The organism is Allomuricauda sp. F6463D, from assembly GCF_023015965.1.
In the GTDB taxonomy this organism is placed as follows: Bacteria; Bacteroidota; Bacteroidia; order Flavobacteriales; family Flavobacteriaceae; genus Flagellimonas.
Map to the genome: position 1 here is coordinate 45,676 of NZ_JALKAN010000003.1, position 20,229 is coordinate 65,904.

The 20,229-nt window shown below is 38.9% G+C and carries 19 protein-coding genes; 8 read left to right on the forward strand and 11 right to left on the reverse strand.

Annotated features, from left to right (window positions below):
- Positions 1-33 precede the first annotated feature (33 nt).
- A complete protein-coding gene (gene murI / locus MWU56_RS13875) occupies positions 34-813 on the forward strand; it encodes a glutamate racemase (protein ID WP_247045329.1) in 780 nt (259 codons plus the stop codon).
- A gap of 3 nt (positions 814-816) precedes the next feature.
- On the opposite strand, the gene MWU56_RS13880 is transcribed toward murI, so the two are convergent.
- Both MWU56_RS13880 and MWU56_RS13885 read right to left on the reverse strand, forming a co-directional pair.
- The gene (locus MWU56_RS13880) at positions 817-1,308 is read right to left on the reverse strand and encodes a dihydrofolate reductase (protein ID WP_247045331.1); all 492 of its coding nucleotides are present in this window, start codon (positions 1,306-1,308) and stop codon (positions 817-819) included.
- Complete coding sequence (locus MWU56_RS13885) at positions 1,305-1,697, reverse strand: 2TM domain-containing protein (protein ID WP_247045333.1); 393 nt, start codon at positions 1,695-1,697, stop codon at positions 1,305-1,307. Before MWU56_RS13885 ends, MWU56_RS13880 begins: the two co-directional genes overlap by 4 nt.
- A gap of 54 nt (positions 1,698-1,751) precedes the next feature.
- On the opposite strand from MWU56_RS13885, the gene MWU56_RS13890 reads away from it, so the two are divergent.
- Together MWU56_RS13890 and MWU56_RS13895 are read left to right on the forward strand one after the other, a co-directional pair.
- Positions 1,752-2,843, forward strand: a complete 1,092-nt coding sequence (locus MWU56_RS13890) for an aminotransferase class V-fold PLP-dependent enzyme (RefSeq protein WP_247045335.1) — start codon at positions 1,752-1,754, stop codon at positions 2,841-2,843.
- 143 nt (positions 2,844-2,986) lie between these two features.
- Positions 2,987-3,283, forward strand: a complete 297-nt coding sequence (locus MWU56_RS13895) for an isoamylase early set domain-containing protein (RefSeq protein WP_247045337.1) — start codon at positions 2,987-2,989, stop codon at positions 3,281-3,283.
- Positions 3,284-3,353: 70 nt separating this feature from the next.
- Here the strand turns inward: MWU56_RS13895 and MWU56_RS13900 are convergent, their stop codons facing one another.
- From MWU56_RS13900 to MWU56_RS13930, 7 genes are all read right to left on the reverse strand, one after another.
- Positions 3,354-4,859: a hypothetical protein gene (locus MWU56_RS13900; protein ID WP_247045339.1), complete on the reverse strand. Its 1,506-nt coding sequence runs from the start codon at positions 4,857-4,859 to the stop codon at positions 3,354-3,356.
- Positions 4,860-5,151: 292 nt separating this feature from the next.
- Positions 5,152-5,976, reverse strand: coding sequence for a thymidylate synthase (locus MWU56_RS13905; protein ID WP_247045341.1), 825 nt, complete (start codon positions 5,974-5,976; stop codon positions 5,152-5,154).
- A 202-nt stretch (positions 5,977-6,178) separates the two neighbouring features.
- Positions 6,179-6,538: a four helix bundle protein gene (locus MWU56_RS13910; protein WP_247045343.1), complete on the reverse strand. Its 360-nt coding sequence runs from the start codon at positions 6,536-6,538 to the stop codon at positions 6,179-6,181.
- Between the two features lie 87 nt (positions 6,539-6,625).
- The gene (locus tag MWU56_RS13915) at positions 6,626-8,086 is read right to left on the reverse strand and encodes a NupC/NupG family nucleoside CNT transporter (protein ID WP_247045345.1); all 1,461 of its coding nucleotides are present in this window, start codon (positions 8,084-8,086) and stop codon (positions 6,626-6,628) included.
- 8 nt (positions 8,087-8,094) lie between these two features.
- Positions 8,095-8,724, reverse strand: coding sequence for a bifunctional nuclease family protein (locus tag MWU56_RS13920; protein ID WP_247045347.1), 630 nt, complete (start codon positions 8,722-8,724; stop codon positions 8,095-8,097).
- 90 nt (positions 8,725-8,814) lie between these two features.
- The gene (locus MWU56_RS13925) at positions 8,815-9,783 is read right to left on the reverse strand and encodes an electron transfer flavoprotein subunit alpha/FixB family protein (RefSeq protein WP_247045349.1); all 969 of its coding nucleotides are present in this window, start codon (positions 9,781-9,783) and stop codon (positions 8,815-8,817) included.
- Positions 9,784-9,801: 18 nt separating this feature from the next.
- Entirely contained in the window at positions 9,802-10,548 is a 747-nt protein-coding gene (locus MWU56_RS13930) for an electron transfer flavoprotein subunit beta/FixA family protein (RefSeq protein ID WP_247045351.1), read from the reverse strand.
- Positions 10,549-10,715: 167 nt separating this feature from the next.
- Between MWU56_RS13930 and MWU56_RS13935 the strand changes: the two genes are divergently transcribed.
- The 4 genes from MWU56_RS13935 to MWU56_RS13950 all read left to right on the forward strand — a co-directional run bounded on the left by MWU56_RS13935 (position 10,716) and on the right by MWU56_RS13950 (position 17,472).
- A complete protein-coding gene (locus MWU56_RS13935; protein WP_247045353.1) occupies positions 10,716-11,696 on the forward strand; it encodes a pyruvate dehydrogenase complex E1 component subunit beta in 981 nt (326 codons plus the stop codon).
- 155 nt (positions 11,697-11,851) lie between these two features.
- Entirely contained in the window at positions 11,852-14,347 is a 2,496-nt protein-coding gene (locus MWU56_RS13940; protein ID WP_247045355.1) for a DUF5686 family protein, read from the forward strand.
- A gap of 77 nt (positions 14,348-14,424) precedes the next feature.
- On the forward strand, positions 14,425-14,952 hold the full coding sequence (locus tag MWU56_RS13945; protein WP_247045357.1) for an inorganic diphosphatase: 528 nt from the start codon (positions 14,425-14,427) through the stop codon (positions 14,950-14,952).
- A gap of 117 nt (positions 14,953-15,069) precedes the next feature.
- A complete protein-coding gene (locus tag MWU56_RS13950; protein WP_247045359.1) occupies positions 15,070-17,472 on the forward strand; it encodes a sodium-translocating pyrophosphatase in 2,403 nt (800 codons plus the stop codon).
- 83 nt (positions 17,473-17,555) lie between these two features.
- Here the strand turns inward: MWU56_RS13950 and MWU56_RS13955 are convergent, their stop codons facing one another.
- Together MWU56_RS13955 and MWU56_RS13960 are read right to left on the reverse strand one after the other, a co-directional pair.
- A complete protein-coding gene (locus tag MWU56_RS13955) occupies positions 17,556-18,272 on the reverse strand; it encodes an energy transducer TonB (protein WP_247045361.1) in 717 nt (238 codons plus the stop codon).
- A 231-nt stretch (positions 18,273-18,503) separates the two neighbouring features.
- Entirely contained in the window at positions 18,504-19,121 is a 618-nt protein-coding gene (locus tag MWU56_RS13960; protein ID WP_247045363.1) for a deoxynucleoside kinase, read from the reverse strand.
- A gap of 196 nt (positions 19,122-19,317) precedes the next feature.
- On the opposite strand from MWU56_RS13960, the gene MWU56_RS13965 reads away from it, so the two are divergent.
- Positions 19,318-20,226: a GLPGLI family protein gene (locus MWU56_RS13965; protein ID WP_247045365.1), complete on the forward strand. Its 909-nt coding sequence runs from the start codon at positions 19,318-19,320 to the stop codon at positions 20,224-20,226.
- Positions 20,227-20,229 lie beyond the last annotated feature (3 nt).

The following is a 20,229-nucleotide window of genomic DNA, read 5'->3' on the forward strand; positions in this document are numbered from 1 at the left end:
TGTGCCATAAAATTTAAGGAACTATTTTTAAGCATGGCAAAACCAATAGGAATATTTGATTCAGGAGTAGGGGGTACTTCCATATGGAAGGAAGTGGTTAAAATGCTTCCCAAAGAAAATACCATTTATTTGGCCGATAGTATCAATGCTCCCTATGGTGAAAAAACAAAAGAAGAGATACTACGACTTAGCATCAAGAACACAGAGCTTTTGCTCAATAAAGGATGTAAAATCATTATAGTGGCCTGCAACACGGCCACAACAAATGCCATAAATTATCTTCGAAATCATTATAATGTGCCTTTCATTGGGATAGAACCAGCAATAAAACCAGCTGCTCTTCAAACCAAAACAAATAAAATAGGGGTGTTGGCCACCAAAGGCACCCTATCAAGCAGTCTGTTCCACAATACGTCAAAGCTCTTTGCAGAAGGAATTACTGTGGTGGAGCAGGAAGGAACAGGTTTGGTGGAGCTCATTGAGTCGGGCCAACTATATTCTGAGGAGGTTAAGCGTCTTCTTACCAGTTTTTTGGAGCCCATGCTGGAACTAAACATTGATTGTTTGGTATTGGGTTGTACGCACTATCCTTATTTGATGCCGGTAATTAAAGAAATTTTACCCAATGATGTCACTATAATAGACTCGGGTGAAGCAGTTGCCTGTCAAACCAAAACAGTATTGGGTCGCAATAAGCTACTCTCCAATAGTATTGATAGGGCAGAACATGTTTTTTATACCAATGCAAGTGTGAAAGTACTTAAGGATCTAATTGATTGGCCAACTGCACAAGTTTCTAAGCTGGACTTTTAGATATTACTTTTTGATGTAGGTAAGATAAGTGAAATCATATTTGTGCCTATCATCTTTGGGATGATACTCCTCGTTCAATAATTCCCATTGTTCCTTTTCAATTTCTGGAAAAAAAGCATCAGCCTCAAATTTCCCGTGTACACGAGTAAGTTCCATATCGGTGGCCACGGCCATAGATTGTTTGTAAATCTGGCCTCCACCAATAATAAAAGCAGTTTCATTGTCCTCGACCAAGGCAATCGCATCGCTAATGGAGTGTACAACCGTACAGGGGAATCTGGGAATGTAATCCTCATCGCGGGTAATGGCAATATGTGTTCTGTTGGGTAACGGTTTTGGAAAGCTTTCCAGAGTCTTTCTGCCCATTATGATCTTGTGTCCAGAGGTTAACTCCTTAAAACGTTTAAAATCATCCGGTAAATGCCAAATCAGTTCATTGTTCTTTCCCAGAGCATTGTTTTCTGCGGCTGCAGCAATAATGATCAACTTTTTCACTGGTCTTTTTTTTTATTTATTTTGGAAAGAGGAAAGTCTGTTTCTATTTCTTTTTGTATTTCACCTATACGTTTTTTTTGAAGATCAACTAAACGTTCACGCTGTAGGCGTTCCCAATTTTGTCCCATAAATTTGTGGGTCACAAACACATTAAAGGTGTGTAGAGCAAGTAAAAAAGTCCAAACCGCTACAATCCAGATGGACCAATCATAAACTTCTCCATACTTTAATACTTTGTTGGCGATAATCAGAAAAATGCTTCCAATCAAAAAAATAACCAAGTGGGAGAACAACCTTTTCTTTTGTTTGATACGTTTTTGCGCATTCTCCAAAAGCTCGTGTTGTTCCAAATCTATTTCGGGCTTCTTCTTTTTACCAAATGACAACATGGAATAGCTATCTTTATAAACAAAGATAACTGAATTGTATACAAATATCCAGATATGCAGAGTCTAAGAAAAAAATTCCCAGTTCTAAACCAATGTATTTATGCCAACACTGCATCCGCAGGTCTGTTGAGCGAAGATTTAATGGAATGGCGCCAAGGGCATGATCTAGATTACCTCATTGGTGGTAGCGAAATGAAAAACAAAGGTTTTGCACACATGCCAGTGATTAAGAAAACCATTGGTGGTGTTTTTAATTGCAAACCCGATAACGTGGCTATGGTTCCAAATTTCAGTCTGGGATTTAACCTATTGTTGGAAGGCCTGCCCAAGGATAAAAAAGTGTTGCTTGTAAACAAAGACTATCCTAGTGTTAACTGGCCTTTTGAGACCCGTAATTTTAACCGGGAGTATGTAGATGCAGATGAAAACATGGAGGCAAATATCCATGAAAAAGTAAAAGTTTACGGAATTGATGTATTGGCGCTTAGTTTGGTGCAGTGGATGGACGGTGTCCTCATAGACTTTGATTTTCTTAAAGATTTGAAAAAGGAGTTTCCGAACTTGATTATTATGGCAGATGGGACCCAATATTGTGGTATAGAGCCGTTTGATTTTGAAGATTCAGGAATTGATGTTTTAGGAGCAAGTGCATATAAATGGCTGCTCGCTGGTTACGGTAATGGTTTTTTTCTGATCAAAGACGGGGTAATGGATCAATTTCAATTGCGGGGCATTGGAAACGGCTCTGTTAACAACGATGCGTCTCAACGCAATAACATACCTTTCTGTAAATTCTTGGAACCCGGCCATCTTGATTCCTTCAATTTTGGAAGTTTGGAGTTTGCGCTTAATTTTTTGGACGAAATTGGCTTGGACAACGTGCAGGTGCAGTTGGAAAAACTATCCAAAAAGGCCATGTCCGCCTTTTCCGAATTGGACCTTTTAGCGCCGTCGATTCTAAAAAGAAAACAACATAGCACCATTTTTAATATTAAAGGGGACGAGAAGCTTTTTAACAGACTGGCAGAAGAAAACATCGTTGCGTCACTAAGAGGAGACGGAATTCGATTGAGTTTTCATTTTTACAATACCGAAGAAGAGGTGGATGTTGTTTTTAAGCTGTTAAAGCGTTGGTTGTCAAAATAATAATTGATAAAAATTGTTGATTTTATTTGCTAAAAGTGTTTTTATTGTTAGGTGCATTTTATCAATTTAATAAATCCAATCTAACCTATTGTAAATAAGGGGTTTTATGTATTGCTTTGTACTGGAATTTAAAATTTTGGTCCATGGCAATAAAAAAACAATACTTAAAGAGCAAGCCGGTTTGCAAAGTAACCTTTACTGTTCCGGTAGAAGAGGCAAAAATGGTTTCTGTAGTTGGAGATTTCAACGAATGGAACCCAAAAAAAAGTAGTTTAAAAAAATTAAAGAACGGAACGTTTAAGGGTACATTTGACCTTCCCATAGAAAACAGCTTCGAATTTAGGTATTTGGTGGATGATAATTACATCAACGATACTGAAGCCGACCGTTACCAATGGAACGATTATGCGGGTACGGAGAATGCAGTTTTGGAAATATAAAATCAATATCCGCCTTCGATTTGCTCCATATCTGATGGCGTCTTAAGTTACCTGCGTCTAAAAAGAAGAATTATATTCCGTTTAAGTTAACTACTTGAGTGGTTATAGTGCCTGAGTTTTGTAAAGCAAGATATAATTTTTGGTTTAGTATGGTCATCGCAACGATGCTGACATCATCATTGTTTAGGTTTTCCAGTGTAATTGGTATTTCGGATAAATTTCCTGTATAGGTATCATAAGCTCCAAAATATAAGGTTCCGTTGATTCCGGCAGAGGGAATTTGCCCAGCAAAAAAGACAAGGTTTTCAAATCGAGTAACGGAAGTAAACCCCAAATCAAAATTCAAGTCTATAAATTCAGTGGATTTGTTACTTAAATTATATACTAAAATATTTGGTAAATAATTGGTGGGTGAATCTGTAGGATAGTATTGGCCACCAACTATGAATAAGTTGTCATCAATTATGGTACCCTCAGTGTATCGCCGTGGAGAATCTGAAACGTATTCTTGCTGAAAACTATGTAGGTCGTTATCGTACTTTAGGATGGTCAGAGGGGTCAAGGGAGCTCCTAAAGCTTCAAGCTCACCCCCAAACGCATAAATTTGGGAATCAACGGATGCTGTTCCTGACCTTGAAAGATTTAGCTCCAAACCATTGGAGATAGTAGTGATTACCTCATTAAGGTATAGGTCTGTTTTAGAGATATGTCCACTACCAAAAACAATCAACTTATCATCATGAAAATGAAGCCTACTAGAAATAAACTCGCTCTCCGAGAATGTAATTTGAATTGAGTTTAATGACTGGTCTTCAAGGCTGTATTTGTATACATTTCTGGCTCGGTTTCCAAATCTGTATGAAAGATAAAGGCTGTTGGTTTTATAGCTTGCATTGAAGCCTGTACTTTTATTGTAGCTACTAATAAAATCAAAGTCATTTAAATAATTAAAGTTTAAGGAAGATGGTATGGTTTTGTAATCTTCGTTAACTTTTTTCTTTATACTAAACTCTATAATTACTTCATCATTTTGATTATTGTCTGTAAATAACGTTCCTTTTATGGTTTCGTTTTCGTCTAATCTGATTTTTAGACTAGATGTTATTAACTCCCTATTTTCATCAATATTGAAGTTGACCGTTTCTGGAGAATAGTAATTGTCGTCGGAGATTCCTTCTATAAGATCATAACCCTTTCTTTTTTTCCATGTTAGAATGCCAGAAATGTCATCCTGTGTGCCATTCGTACTGGTTTCAAAAATAAATTCGTCATCTTGAATACTTATATTGTCCGATATATCAGTAGAACCGTTAGTATTGGTAAGGGTTGCGGACTCTATTTTCCAAACTGTAAGACTTTCACCCTCTAAAAGGCTTAAGAACTCTTGTCTTTCTTCGATTGAAAAGGACTGCTCTTCTTCCTCTTCTTCGGTTTCATTTCCTTCTTCATTTGGCTCGTCAGGAATTACATTTTCCTCTTCAATTATATTTTCTTCATCAATTACATCAATGCTTGAATCGGAACTGCAGGAATTTAAAATTAAAAAAGTAAATAGAGAAAGGATAATTCTTTTCATTGATTTGGAGTTTGTAAATGGTTGGATCATCTTTTGATTGTCAACCTAATTATAGGTGAATATATATTAAATCTTCAGGGAATAAACCTTAAATTTTAACTTTTCAGATGGATAGAATTTTTTAGAATTTTCCGATGGCTACTTGATTCTATTTTCGTAACCTGTTAAAATTAAATAAACAACTAAACTTATTAATCAAATTAAGTATGAGCTATTATAATTTTTCTCAGATGAATCAAAAAACCAATGTTGTTTTATAAGGTCAAATATTTTAGATGCCTTTTCGCAACAATCACACCGCAACCACTCCCTTAATATGTGGATGTGGGTTGTAATTTAACAGCTCAAAATCATCAAAAGTAAAGTCCAAAATATCTTTAACCTCTGGGTTCAGTTTCATGGTGGGCAATGGCCGTGGGTCACGGCTCAGTTGTAGTTCCACTTGCTCCATATGATTGTTATAAATGTGGGCATCACCAAAGGTGTGGATAAACTCCCCGGGCTGGTAACCACAAACTTGTGCCATCATTAAGGTAAACAACGCGTAAGAGGCAATGTTGAATGGTACCCCTAAAAAAATATCCGCACTACGTTGGTATAATTGGCAAGAAAGCTTGCCATCCGCCACATAGAACTGGAAAAATGCATGGCAGGGCGGTAGGGCTGCCTTTCCATTGGCAACATTTTCTTCAAACGAAACCGAAGTGTTCGGTAATACGCTTGGATTCCAAGCAGAGACCAACATTCTACGGCTATTGGGATTGCTTTTTAAAGTAGTTACCACTTCTTTGATCTGATCAATTTCTTCGCTGTTCCAATTGCGCCATTGGTGACCGTACACAGGGCCCAGATCGCCGTTTTCATCGGCCCACTCGTTCCAAATACGTACGCCGTTCTCTTGGAGGTATTCAATATTGGTGTCTCCTTTCAGAAACCATAAAAGTTCGTGGACTATGGATTTTAGGTGCAATTTTTTAGTGGTCACCATCGGGAATCCTTCGGAAAGGTCAAATCGCATTTGATAACCAAAAACGCTCAAGGTTCCTGTTCCTGTTCGGTCTCCTTTTTGGTTTCCGTGTTCCAATACGTGTTTAAGAAGGTCGTGGTATTGTATCATGCTGTCTGTTGCGTTAACAATGTCATTTCGAAGGAAGGGAATGAGGGGAAATCCGAAACATTCCAACTGTAGTCGATATGACAAAAAAATCAATCGATCGAAATTAATTCAATAAGTATGCATGGGAAACTAAAATTAGAAAGACTTATGAAAACTTTATTAACGGTATGGAGTGGAAGGTAAAGGGTGTTTGGTTGAAGGGTTAATGGTTTGTCCGGTTGTATTTTATCAGAGATGCTATGCCTCTTTGTAGTTTTTGAATGTTTTTAATGATGGGTTCTGCTTTATCGGGAGAAATAAAGTTTAAATCTTTACATAGGATAATATGTGATTCTAGTTCGTATGCGGAACCTAAACTGATTTGTAGAAAGCGAACAAAATCTTTCTGTGAATATTTTCCGCAACCTTCAGCAATACTAGAAGGTATGGAAATAACACTTCTTTGAATTTGGGAAATAAGGCCAAACCTTTCAGAATCAGGTAAAAAATTGGTGAGGATGTAAATATCTTTTACCAAAACTCGTCCGTCTTTCCAGACATTCAATTCTCGAAAATTTCTCATAACAATTTATGTTTAAAACTTCGAGGTTGACTTTTTAGAATCTTAAGATGGTCCTTTGACCTTTCACCTAATTTCACCCTTCCCCACTTACCCTAATATCATCCCGGCTATGGTCGCTGAAAGTAAGGACGCCAATGAGCCACCCAAAACAGCTTTCATACCAAAGGAGGAAAGTACCTTGCGCTGGCCCGGTGCCAATGACCCAATCCCACCTATTTGAATGCCGATAGAGGCGAAGTTTGCAAAGCCGCAAAGCATATATGTGGCCATGATCACTGATTTATTATATGTAAAATGAACGCCGCTTGCTGTATTTTTAAGGTCCTCTAATTGAATATACCCAACAAACTCACTAGCAGCCAATTTTATACCCAATAACTGTCCCATGAGCATAACGTCTTCATTGGCAACACCGATCAACCACATGAGCGGGGCAAAAACAGTACCAAGGATAGCTTCTAGGGAAAAGTTTGTGTAAGGGGAATTTGCCGCAATCCAATCATTAAAGGTTGTGACGTCACCGATCCATCCCAAAATACCGTTCATCATCGCAATAAAGGCCACAAAAACCAAAAGCATTGCTCCTACGTTCAATGCCAGTTTTAAACCCTCGGTAGTTCCATTGGCAATGGCATCCAGTATATTGGCTCCTATTTTTTCAGATGATACCGTTACATCGGTAATTACCTTTTCAGTTTGCGGGTACAATATTTTAGAGATTACAATAGCACCAGGTGCCGCCATTACTGATGCAGCCAAAAGGTGTTTCGCAAAGAGCAGGCGTAGCTGGGGGTCATCCCCTCCCAATAAACCAATGTACGCGGCCAAAACGGCTCCTGCCAATGTGGCCATTCCGCCTATCATTACTAGAAGGATTTCGGACTTGTTCATCTTTTCCAGATAGGCCTTGATCAATAAAGGTGCTTCTGTCTGACCTAAAAAGACATTGCCTGCTACGGATAGACTTTCTGCTCCGGATATTCCCAATGTCTTGGAAAGTAACCATGCCATCCATTTTACAGCAACCTGAATTACGCCCAAGTAATAGAGAACAGAGGTCAAGGCCGAGAAAAATATAATGGTGGGCAATACCTGGAAAGCAAAGATGTACCCAAAAGTGTCCATGTCCACGACCAAACCTTCAAATAGGAATTGGCTGCCCGCACGGGTGAAATCGAGAATACTGACAAAAATACTTCCTACTTTTTCAAAAATATATTGTACAAAACGAACTTTGAGTACGCCTATGGCTATTAAAAGTTGAAGGGATACACCTATTCCTACGGTCTTCCAATTAATTGCCTTTCTGTTGGAACTGAAAAGAAATGAAATAAGGATGAGTATCGCCATTCCCAAAGTGCCGCGCAGTAAAGTGGAAAGGGAAAACCCCTGATTGGGAATAATCTCGGAAACTTCTTGCTGCGGAATATTTTCCGCAATGGTGGTTCCTATGGCAACGTTAAGTGAATCTGTAGGCAAAGAATTTTGGCCAAAAGTGACCGAACAAACAAGTAAAAGTAAAAGTAAACCTTGGGTCTTTTTCGCCATGAACTTTTTTATTTGCGCTTGGAAATTTCATCCCTCAATTTAGCGGCCTTTTCATAATCTTCATTGAGAACAGCTTTATCCAATTCTTTATGGAGCTCCTGAAGGGACATTTCTCGGTAACCATGTGTTTCGGTACCGGACTCTAGTTCAACTGCCTCTCCTTCTTGTAAGATTTCATCGACCATAATACTATCGTTGTCATCCTCATCCTTTTCTTTGGACGAGAATTTTAAGAAGATACCTGCTTTGTCCAATATGGTCTTGTAGGTAAAAATAGGGGCGTTGAATCTAAGTGCAAGTGCTATGGCATCACTGGTTCTGGCATCTATGATTTCTTCATCTTCTCCTCGCTCGCAAATAAGGCTGGAATAAAAAACACCATCCACCAATTTGTGGATAATCACTTGTTTGACTATGATTTTAAACCTATCTGCAAAATTTTTGAATAAATCATGGGTCAAGGGTCTGGGAGGTTTTATCTCTTTTTCTAAAGCAATTGCAATAGATTGTGCTTCAAATGCACCTATGACAATGGGAAGTTTTCTATCTCCCTCCTCTTCATTTAAAATAAGGGCGTATGCACCATTCTGTGTTTGGCTGTATGATATCCCCTTTATTTTTAACCGTACTAAACTCATATATCTCCTCCTAAGGCAAAAGGGCTGTTCAAATAAGTGGCTTTACCAGTTATCCGAACAGCCCCTTGCGTTGGGCAAATTAACAAAAATTTAAGCGTTTTGGGCTTTAAATTCTTTTAATTTTTCGATGAGTTTTGGTACTACCTCGAAGGCATCCCCAACTATTCCATAATCCGCGGCCTTGAAGAAAGGTGCTTCGGGATCATTGTTTATGACCACTTTTACCTTAGAAGCATTTATTCCCGCCAAATGTTGTATAGCTCCAGAGATTCCAATGGCGATATATAAATTGCTTGCCACAGGCTTTCCTGTTTGACCAACATGTTCGCTGTGCGGGCGCCATCCCATGTCTGAAACTGGTTTGGAACATGCTGTTGCTGCTCCCAATACATCAGCCAATTCCTCTATCATGCCCCAATTTTCAGGTCCTTTGAGTCCACGTCCACCAGAAACGACAATATCGGCATCGGCAATGGTTGCTTTACCAACTACTCTGTCCACTTCAATGGATTTAGCTGAAAAAGTATCATCGCTCAACGATGGGGAAAAGTCTTCTACTGAGGCAGAAACACTATTTTCCATTAATCCGAAGGCATTACTGGATACCCCAATAATTTTGATGTCCGCAGATATTTGTGTTAAGGCAAATCCCTTATTGCTAAATGCTGTTCGTTTTACTACAAAAGGTGTAGTGCTTTCCGGTGCTGCTACCACATTTGGTACATAGCCGGCTGATAATTTAGCGGTTAGTATGGGTGCCAAAAACTTGCTGTCTGCACTTGAGCTCAGGACAATTACCTTGGCTCCTTCTTTTTCCACAGCTTGAGCCAAGGTTAGGGCATAGGCTTTGGCATTAAACGTTGACAATGATTCATCGGAAATTTTTAAAACCTTGGAAACCCCGTAGTCTCCCAATGATGTATCATCTTCGGCATTAAAAGATACAGCAGTAACTGTTGTGCCTAGTTCTTGGGCCACTTTATGTGCGTAAGAAGCCACTTCGAAGGCGTTTTTTTTGAATTTTCCCTTTAAGGATTCTGTATATACTAGTACTGACATAATTTTATTTAATCTTGTTTAGATAACTTTTGCTTCATTGTGCAGTAGTTGAACCAATTCTCCCACATTAGCGGCATCCACTAGTTTAACAGGCCCTTTGGCCGCAGGTTTTTCAAATTTTTGGTCCTGTGTGGGTTGTGTGGCATCCACGGGTTCTACTACATTCAAGGCTTTTTTTCGTGCCATCATAATACCTCTCATGTTCGGTATTCGAAGATCACTTTCCTCTACCAATCCTTTTTGTCCACCGATTACCAATGGGAGTGAAGTGCTTATTTTTTCCTTACCACCGTCAATCTCACGAACTGCTGTTGCAGTGGTTCCATCAATTTCTAGGTTGATACAGGTATTTACAAAATTCATATCCAAAAGTGTCGCAAGGATCCCAGGTACCATACCACCGTTGTAATCGATGGATTCTCTTCCTGCAATAATTAGGTCATAATCATTGTTTTTCACCACTTCAGCCAATTGTTGGGCAACAAAGAAACCATCTGTAGGTTCTGCGTTTACTCGAATGGCTTCGTCGGCTCCGATTGCCAAAGCTTTTCGGATGGTGGGCTCTGTTTGAGGTCCGCCAACATTGACTACGTGGACCGTTGCACCCTGCTTTTCTTTAAACCACATGGCGCGGGTCAAGCCAAATTCATCATTTGGATTAATAACAAATTGTACTCCGTTTGTGTCAAACTTAGTATCGCCTTCCGTAAAATTGATTTTGGAAGTAGTATCCGGTACGTTGCTTATGCAAACTAAAATCTTCATATATACTTTAGGTTTATATGCTCAAATATAGGTATAAAATCCGAAATTTATTATGCATGCATAATAAATTTTGTTCTTTTTTTGAAATTTCTCCAAGCTACTTTCGGGTAGTTTTTCCTATTTTTGCTTGCGTTTTTACGCAGACTATAACTATTTAGTACGATTCAATGAAAACATTACAGTTTAGGCAGGCAATAGCTGAGGCTATGTCCGAAGAGATGCGAACGGATGATACCATTTATTTGATGGGTGAGGAAGTAGCTGAGTACAATGGTGCTTATAAGGCTTCCAAAGGCATGTTGGATGAATTTGGACCGGAACGAGTGATTGATACTCCTATTTCCGAACTAGGTTTCTCTGGTATTGGTGTAGGTTCCGCAATGAACGGTAATAGACCTATTATAGAGTTTATGACGTTTAATTTCGCTTTGGTGGGAATTGACCAAATTATAAACAATGCTGCAAAAATCCGTCAAATGTCCGGTGGGCAGTTCAATTGTCCAATCGTATTTAGGGGGCCAACCGCTTCTGCAGGACAATTGGCCGCAACGCACTCACAGGCTTTTGAAAGCTGGTATGCGAACACCCCAGGATTGAAAGTTGTGGTTCCTTCGAACCCTGCCGACGCGAAAGGGTTGTTGAAATCAGCCATTCGTGATGACGACCCCGTAATTTTTATGGAATCGGAACAAATGTATGGAGACAAAGGAGAGGTTCCAGAAGGAGAGTACACCATTCCATTAGGTGTTGCGGATATTAAAAGAGAAGGTAAGGATGTAACCATAGTTTCTTTTGGAAAAATAATTAAAGAAGCTTATAAAGCTGCGGACGAATTGGAAAAAGATGGTATCAGTTGTGAAATCATCGATTTAAGAACAGTTCGCCCAATGGATCATGAGACCATTCTTAATTCCGTTAAGAAAACCAATAGGATGGTAATTTTGGAAGAAGCATGGCCATTTGGCAATGTAGCCACCGAAATTATTTATCACGTACAAGATAAGGCATTCGATTATTTGGACGCTCCAATCGTAAAATTGAATACAGCTGATACGCCTGCACCTTATTCTCCAGTACTTTTGGCAGAGTGGTTGCCAAATCACGAGGATGTAATCAAGGCCGTTAAAAAAGTTTTGTACAAGTTATAGCACCCTATTTGAAAGGTATACTGGCCTCGTCAATCTTATTGACGGGGCTTTTTTTTGGGAATATGTTTTGATTAGAAATTACTTTGAACCAAATTTGACCTAAATTTAGTGGGTGAACCATTGATTTTTTGTTCATTGTCCCCATGTACCTGCTTATGAAAAGATACCTTTTTGTTTTTTTTCTATTCTTTATTACAGTAGTTGCTGCACAGACCAAAATTGAAGGTGTAGTGACCGACGATTCCGGCATGCCCATAGCGTTTGCAAACATTGTTTTTGTTAACTCTTCTGAAGGAACTATCACAAATGATAATGGACGTTTTTATCTAGAGTCAGAAGAAAACTATAATGTCATTCAGGTGTCTTTTATCGGATATGAAACCAAAGAGATACCCTTGGACCAAAAAGTGAACTATGGCTTGCAAATCGAATTGATGGAATCGACAGAGCAGCTTCAGGAAGTGATAGTTTATACTGGGAAGCAATCTAAAAAGAACAATCCGGCCATAGATATATTAGAAAAAATATGGTCAAAAAAGCGGGAAAACGGTGTTCGTAAATTTAAGCAATACCAGTATGATAAATATGAGAAAATAGAATTTGACCTCAATACGATAGATAGTGCCTTAATAAAGAGTAAACTGTTTAAAGGGTTGGAATTTATGTTCGAGAATTTGGATACTTCTCGAATTACCGGAAAAACATATTTACCCATGTTCTTGAACGAAACCTTTACCAAAGTGTACGGAGATAACGCTTTGGGTAAAGAGAAAGAGGACGTGCTGGGGAATAAAAATTCTGGATTTAGTGGTAATCAATCTATTACTGCCTTTGTGGAGGACCTTTATTCCGATTACGATATCTACAATAATTACCTAAAATTCTTTGATAAGAGCTTTACCAGCCCACTGTCCAAAACAGGTGTTGATGTCTACAACTATGTATTGTCCGATAGTACATTCATAGACAATAAATGGTGCTACAACATTATATATTACCCTAGAAGAAAGAACGAACTCACTTTTAAGGGTGATTTTTGGGTGAACGATACCACCTTTGCCATCAAGAAAATCAATATGCAGGTGACTAAAAGTGCCAACATCAACTGGGTGAAGGAAATCTATATTGAACAGGATTTTGATGTTGTGAACGATTCCGTTTTCTTATTGAAAAGAGACTATATGTTGAGTGATTTTAGTTTTTCTAAAAAGGAAGATTCACGCGGGGTGTATGGAAAACGTACCACTGTTTTTGACAATTACAATTTTAATACCGATCGGCCTGAAGAATTTTACAGGGCAATTTCAGACCCATACGACCCTAGGGTGTTTTCGCAGGATAGTATTTTCTGGAAAAATGCCAGATTGGAAAGTTTAAACGAAGATGAATCAGGAATATTCCAACTTTTGGATACGCTCAAAACGGTTCCAAAGTTCCGAACGTATTACGATATAGTAAGTGTTTTAGGTTCTGGTTATATAGAGATAGATAAATGGAATCTTGATGTTGGAGATATATACAGCACTTTTGGTTACAACGATGCGGAGGGAATCCGTACCCGAGCTGGTGCCAGAACATATTTTGGGCAGAACGATATGTGGCGTTTGGAAGGCTATATGGCTTACGGGTTCAATGATAAAAAGTTTAAATATGGTTTTTCTGGCAAATTTTTGCTCGATCGCAAAAACCGACTTATAGTTTATGGAGGAAATCGTAGGGATATAGAGCAACTTGGCCTGAGCTTGACCAGTACCAATGATGTAATGGGAAGAAGTATAGCCTCTTCCTCCCTGGTCACGGTAGGCTCCAATGATCGTTTGACAAATATTAACCTTTCTACGCTAAATGTAGAGATGGAACCTGTAAAGAATTTTAGGATAAATGTGGGGGGCTCATTCCGAAAATTGAGTTCTGCATTGCCAGAAGCATTCAGTCTTGATTATCTGGATTTAACTTCACCATCGGGTATTTCATCAGAAATAAAACAATTTGATCTTACTACCACTGTAGTGTACACACCGGGTAAACGCACAATTGGGTATGGTGTGGAGCGTGCCAATATCAATGATGATTATAGTACGTTGGTGCTTAAATATACCAAAGGGGTTGACGGGTTTTTGGAAAGCGATTTTGATTATGAAAAAATTCAATTTTCATACCAACAACCGTGGCAGTTGGGTGGTTTTGGTAGGTTGACAAGTAGTGTGGAACTGGGAAAAACCTTTGGAACGGTACCATTGGGGCTATTGAGTGTAATACCGGGTAACCAAACTTTGTTTTCTCTTTATAACGTGTTTCCCAATCTTGATTTTTATGAATTTGTGACGGATACCTATGCAACAGTCCATCTAGAACACAATTTTAATGGAAGGTTGTTTTCTCGGATTCCATTTTTGCGTAAACTTAATTTAAGGGAAATAGTTGGTCTTAGAGGGGCTTGGGGCCAATTGTCTGAAGAAAATATTGCTTTGAGTGCCCCAACCAATATCCCATTGGTAGCTCCTGAGGGTCAGGTGTATTGGGAATATTCTCTTGGAGTAGGGAATATCTTTAAGATCCTTCGAATAGACTTTAACTTTAGAGGAAATTATCTCCAAAATCCAGATGCCAGGGCATTTGGGATAACAGGAACTTTCGGATTTAATTTTTAATTAATGTGAAACACCCCGTTTTATTAGGCTTATTCCAGTAATACTGGTTATTTTTGCATAATAAATTTATCGTTAAAATGTCTAAGAAACCAAGTATTACCTTTGATGTACTGGTAGAAATTCCCAAAGGTAGCAGAAACAAGTACGAATACGATTTTACCCTTAACAAAATTCGATTTGACCGAACCTTATTCTCCTCGATGATGTATCCTGGTGATTATGGGTTTATTCCAGAGACTTTGGCTTTGGATGGTGATCCCTTGGATGTATTGGTACTTTGTACCGAGCCAACTTACCCAATGGTAGTAGTAGAGGTGAAACCGGTTGGAGTGTTCCATATGACAGACGAAAAAGGTCCAGATGAAAAAATTATCTGTGTGCCAGTTTCTGATCCAATTTGGAGTAAAAGAGATGATATCAGTGAGTTGAATCCACATAGATTAAAAGAAATTGAACATTTTTTTCAAGTGTACAAGGATTTAGAAGAAAAGAAAGTAGATACCGGTGGATGGGGTGACGTAAATGAAGCTGTGAGCATTTATCATGAGTGTGTAAAACGCTATGACAACAGTGACCACAAAAAGAGGCGCACCTTTACAATATAGATTACATAACAATAGCTTTGAAAAAATGCGCTTTTATTAATTAAAGGCGCATTTTTTTTATTACTTCGTATTTTACTACATTAGCTGGCGTTAAAAAAATCTAAAACAATTTAATATATGGATTTAATCGTAAAATTTTTGCCCGTATTTGGTGTTGTGGCTCTCTTATATGTATTCATTAAGAACGTATGGATTTCAAAACAAGAGGTCGGAAACGAGAAAATGGCAAGAATTGCCAAGAACATTTCCGATGGAGCCATGTCATTTTTAAAAGCTGAATATAAAATACTGGGCATCTTTGTGATTTGCGTAGCTATTTTACTCTTCTTTAAAGGAAATAACGAAACAGGTTCCAATGGAATGGTAGCTGTTTCATTTATTGTGGGAGCTATTTGTTCTGCGCTGGCTGGTTTCATTGGGATGAAAGTAGCTACTAAAGCTAATGTAAGAACAACCAATGCTGCTAGAACCTCTCTAGGAAAAGCGCTTGAAGTCGCTTTTGCGGGTGGAGCCGTAATGGGACTCGGCGTAGTGGGACTCGGTGTTTTAGGATTGAGCGGTCTCTTTATGATTTACAGTGGACAAGGCTGGGAAATCGGAGAAATACTAAATGTACTTTCAGGTTTCTCTTTAGGTGCATCATCAATTGCGCTATTTGCCAGAGTGGGTGGTGGTATTTACACCAAAGCCGCCGATGTTGGAGCTGATTTGGTAGGTAAGGTGGAAGCAGGAATTCCTGAAGATCACCCATTAAACCCAGCTACCATTGCGGATAACGTCGGTGACAATGTTGGTGACGTTGCAGGAATGGGAGCCGACCTTTTTGAATCGTATGTTGGATCCATTATAGGTACCATGGTATTAGGTGCTGTTTTTGCTGGGTTGCCAGAATTTCAAGCAGCTTTTGATGGTCTTGGAGCGGTATATTTGCCATTGGCTTTGGCTGCCGTAGGTATTATAATGTCAATCATTGGTACATTCTTCGTGCGAGTTAAAGATGGTGGAAACCCACAAACGGCATTGAATGTTGGGGAATTTGGGTCAGCAGGTTTAATGCTGGTAGCTTCATACTTTATAATCAATGCTATGTTACCCGAATCTTGGGTAGAGGGTGGAACAGAGTACACTTCTTTAGGAGTTTTCTTGGCAACTATTGCTGGTCTTGTAGCTGGATTGCTAGTCGGTAAAGTCACAGAATATTATACTGGAACGGGAACGAAACCCGTAACTTCTATAGTTCGTCAATCAGAAACTGGTTCCGCAACTAACATTATTGCAGGTCTTGGAGTTGGAATGATGTCCACTGCCATCCCAATACTATTGATTGCTGCAGCGATTTTGGTATCGCACCACTTCGCTGGATTATACGGTATTGCTATTGCTGCCGTTGGAATGTTGGCCAACACAGGTATCCAGCTTGCGGTTGATGCCTACGGACCTATTTCAGATAATGCTGGTGGTATTGCAGAAATGGCAGAACTTCCAAGTGAAGTTCGTGATAGAACAGATAAACTGGATGCTGTTGGTAACACTACCGCTGCTATAGGTAAAGGGTTTGCGATTGCATCTGCAGCGCTAACTGCATTGGCTCTTTTTGCTGCATTTATGAAAACAGCAGGTGTTAAATCCATTGATGTTTCCCAACCTGATATTATGGCGGGACTCTTGGTAGGAGGAATGCTGCCTTTTGTTTTCTCTGCACTTTCCATGAATGCCGTGGGTAGAGCTGCCATGTCCATGATTGAAGAAGTGCGCCGTCAGTTTAAAGATATTCCAGAATTGAAAGCCGCTTTGGCCGTTATGCGTAAATATGATTCGGACCTTACCAATGCCAGTAAAGAAGATATGGAGATTTTTGAAGCTGCCGATGGTAAAGCGGAATATCAAAAATGCGTGGCAATTTCCACTCAGGCATCCATTAAAGAAATGGTGTTTCCGGGATTATTGGCGATTGCTGTTCCTGTTGCCGTAGGTTTTATCGGTGGAGCTGAAATGTTAGGAGGACTTTTGGCGGGGGTGACCACTGCTGGGGTACTTATGGCCATTTTTCAGTCCAATGCAGGTGGAGCATGGGACAACGCAAAAAAAACTATAGAAAGTGAAGGACGTAAAGGAAGCGATGCACATAAAGCAGCTGTTGTTGGTGATACGGTCGGTGACCCTTTTAAGGATACTTCTGGTCCTTCTTTAAATATTTTGCTTAAATTGATGTCTGTTGTTGCTTTAGTGATTGCACCTAGCTTAGTAAGTCTTGCCCCTGCAGATGAGGTTAGTATGATGAAAGAAGATGGTACTATGATCACCATAACCGAAGACGGGATGAAAGAAACCAAAGCAGTAGAGAAACAAATTCGGGTAGAAGTTAGTAATACAGAAGATGGCGCTTACAAAGCCATGGTTACTTCAAGTACCAATACCAATGGAGAAGTGGTAGAAGAAACCAAGGAGTTTACTGCCGATACCAAAGAAGAACTAGAGAAAATGATTCAAGAATATAAGAGTGCTGAGGCAAAGAATTAGCTCTCGCTTTTAGGTAAAGCTGAAAAAACCACGCCATTGGCGTGGTTTTTTTATGCTGTAATATCGAGAGAAATCGAGAGGAATTAATTCAATTTAAAAGTAATTGGAATGGAGTAGGGGACTTTTACTGCCGTTCCCCGTTGTTTGCCAGGTTGTAATTTAGGTAATTTAGAAATGATTCTAGCAGCTTCTTTTTCCAAACTTTCATGGGGACCACGAAGTTTTATATCGCCAATGTTACCATCTTTTTGTACGGTAAAGACAACACTTACTCTTCCTTGTAGACCCATTTCCTGTGCAACTTCTGGATAACGGAAATTTTTGCGGATATGCTTTAGTATCATTTCTTGAAAACAGGCTTTTTTCTCTTTTTCCGAGGTCTCATTTTCACAACCTGGAAAAACGGGAGCATTTTCTATAAGCATAAAAGGTACTTCGTCAGGGATGTCGTTGTCTGCAACTTCAATACTTTCAATAGGGGTAATCTCAGTATCTTGATTAGGCTCAGAAGATGCTATTACTGTTTCAATAATATCTTTTTCATCTTCCACAACATCAATCACCGGCGGTGTTTTAATTTTAGGTTTAGGAGGTTCAGGTATCTTTAATTTAAGAAAAGGTGTCTCTTCCTCCAGTTCATCTTGTACTTTTAGATTACCAACATCCCAAGCATTAGCTTGGTAGTAGGTTTTCCATTCCAAAGCCAAATAGGCCAAGAAAAGCATTAAGGTCATCCCTACAAAAAAGAAGAGCAGACTATTTCGTTTTACATCAAGTTTTGGATTTTTTTTTGGTTCCATAATTTTCAAATTTAGGTCCATAAGGACTCGGTTAATGAATATGGGAAAAGTCCCAATCACAAACTAGTTTGAAAATCAATCAATTAAAAAGAGTAATGAGGGAACGGTTGCTTTGAATGAGGGAACTAGAAAATAGGCTTAGTTTTGTATAAACTAAACCTGTAAAGTGTTTGTTGAAAAAGGATGAAATCTATAAAAAGTCTGAAATAAAAAAGGTTTTCTCTTTTTTAACTATTCAAACAATCCGTGTATTTCGCCGTCAATCCTGTTGATTACTTCACCCAAATCTTCGGGTTCGTCCACAAAATTAAGATTGTCCACGTCAAGAATGAGCAGCTTTCCTTTTTCGTAAGTGTTTACCCAAGCCTCATAACGTTCATTTAAACGACTTAGGTAATCAATGGAAATGGAATTTTCGTAATCGCGACCACGTTTATGAATTTGATTCACCAAGTTAGGAATGGTACTGCGCAAATAAATCAAAAGGTCAGGCGGTTGTACCAATGTTTCCATTAATTCAAAGAGCCCTTTATAGTTTTCAAAATCACGATTGGTCATCAACCCCATAGCATGTAGGTTGGGGGCAAAAATATGGGCGTCCTCATAAATGGTTCTATCTTGTATCACACTTTTGCCGCTTTCCCTGATTTTCAAAATCTGACGATACCTGCTGTTCAAAAAATAAATCTGAAGATTAAAACTCCAGCGTTCCATCTGAGTGTAGAAATCATCTAAGTAAGGGTTGTCCACTACATCTTCAAAATGAGCATCCCACTTATAGTGCTTTGACAATAATTTGGTTAAAGTGGTCTTTCCGGCACCAATATTTCCGGCTACTGCGATATGCATATGTCAGTGTTTAAAATTGATGAATAGGTTTTTTCTGCAACACCTGCGGCACAATATACAAAGTTAATAGGCATCATTGAAAACTTTTGGACGAAGGGGGATATTTCTTAAATAAATCTTAAATTAAAATATTTTACTGGTGTTGATTAAACCATTCTGCGATATTGGGGTCAAATCCACAAACTTGACCCAAACCATGATAAAAAAGACACTGTTTTTTACCATTTTTTTGATACTTCCTTTGGTTTATGGCTATTCCCAGAGTTTTGTAGGTAAGGCCATTTATCAAAGTAAAACTTCGATTCAAGGTGATTTTGGACCTCCGGATATGCCAGAGGCTCGAAAACAGGAGATGATGGAACGAATGAAAAAGGCAATGGAGAAAACATTCGAGTTGACTTTTGATCGTTCAGCCTCTATTTATATAGAAGATGAAAAATTGGAAGCACCATCCGTTGATCAAGGTGGAAGAGGACGCCGGTTTGGTATGTTCTCTTCTGGTGGCGGCACCTACTATAAAAACATACAGGAACAAGCTTATGCCAATCAAGTGGAAACCTTTGGCAAGAAATTTTTGATAAAGGATAGTCTACAGCAATTGAACTGGCAACTTACATCAGAAACAAAAAAAATAGGCAACTATATATCTTACAAAGCAACAGCTATAAGGGCGATAGATTCGACTTCTATTGAAAACCTAAGGGGTATGATGCGACCTCCCAGAAGAAATAATTCTCAATCAGAGAATACGGAAAAGGAAAAGGATACGGTTAAAAATAGTTCCTTATTGTCGCGTATTGAAGCTCCAAAAGAACAAACCATTACTGCATGGTTTACACCCGATATTCCTGTGGGTCAGGGGCCTGGTTCTTATTGGGGACTTCCCGGCTTAATATTGGAAGTGAATGACGGTCGCACAGCTATCTTATGTACAAAGATAATCCTCAATCCTGATGAAAAAAATGAAATAGAAGAACCCAAAAGAGGAAAAGAGGTAAATCAGGCTGAATACAACGAAATATTGGCAGAGAAAATAAAGGAAATGTCAGAAAGATTTAGGAACGGACGAAGAGGTGGGGGTTTAGGTCCAAGAGGTAGACCATAATTT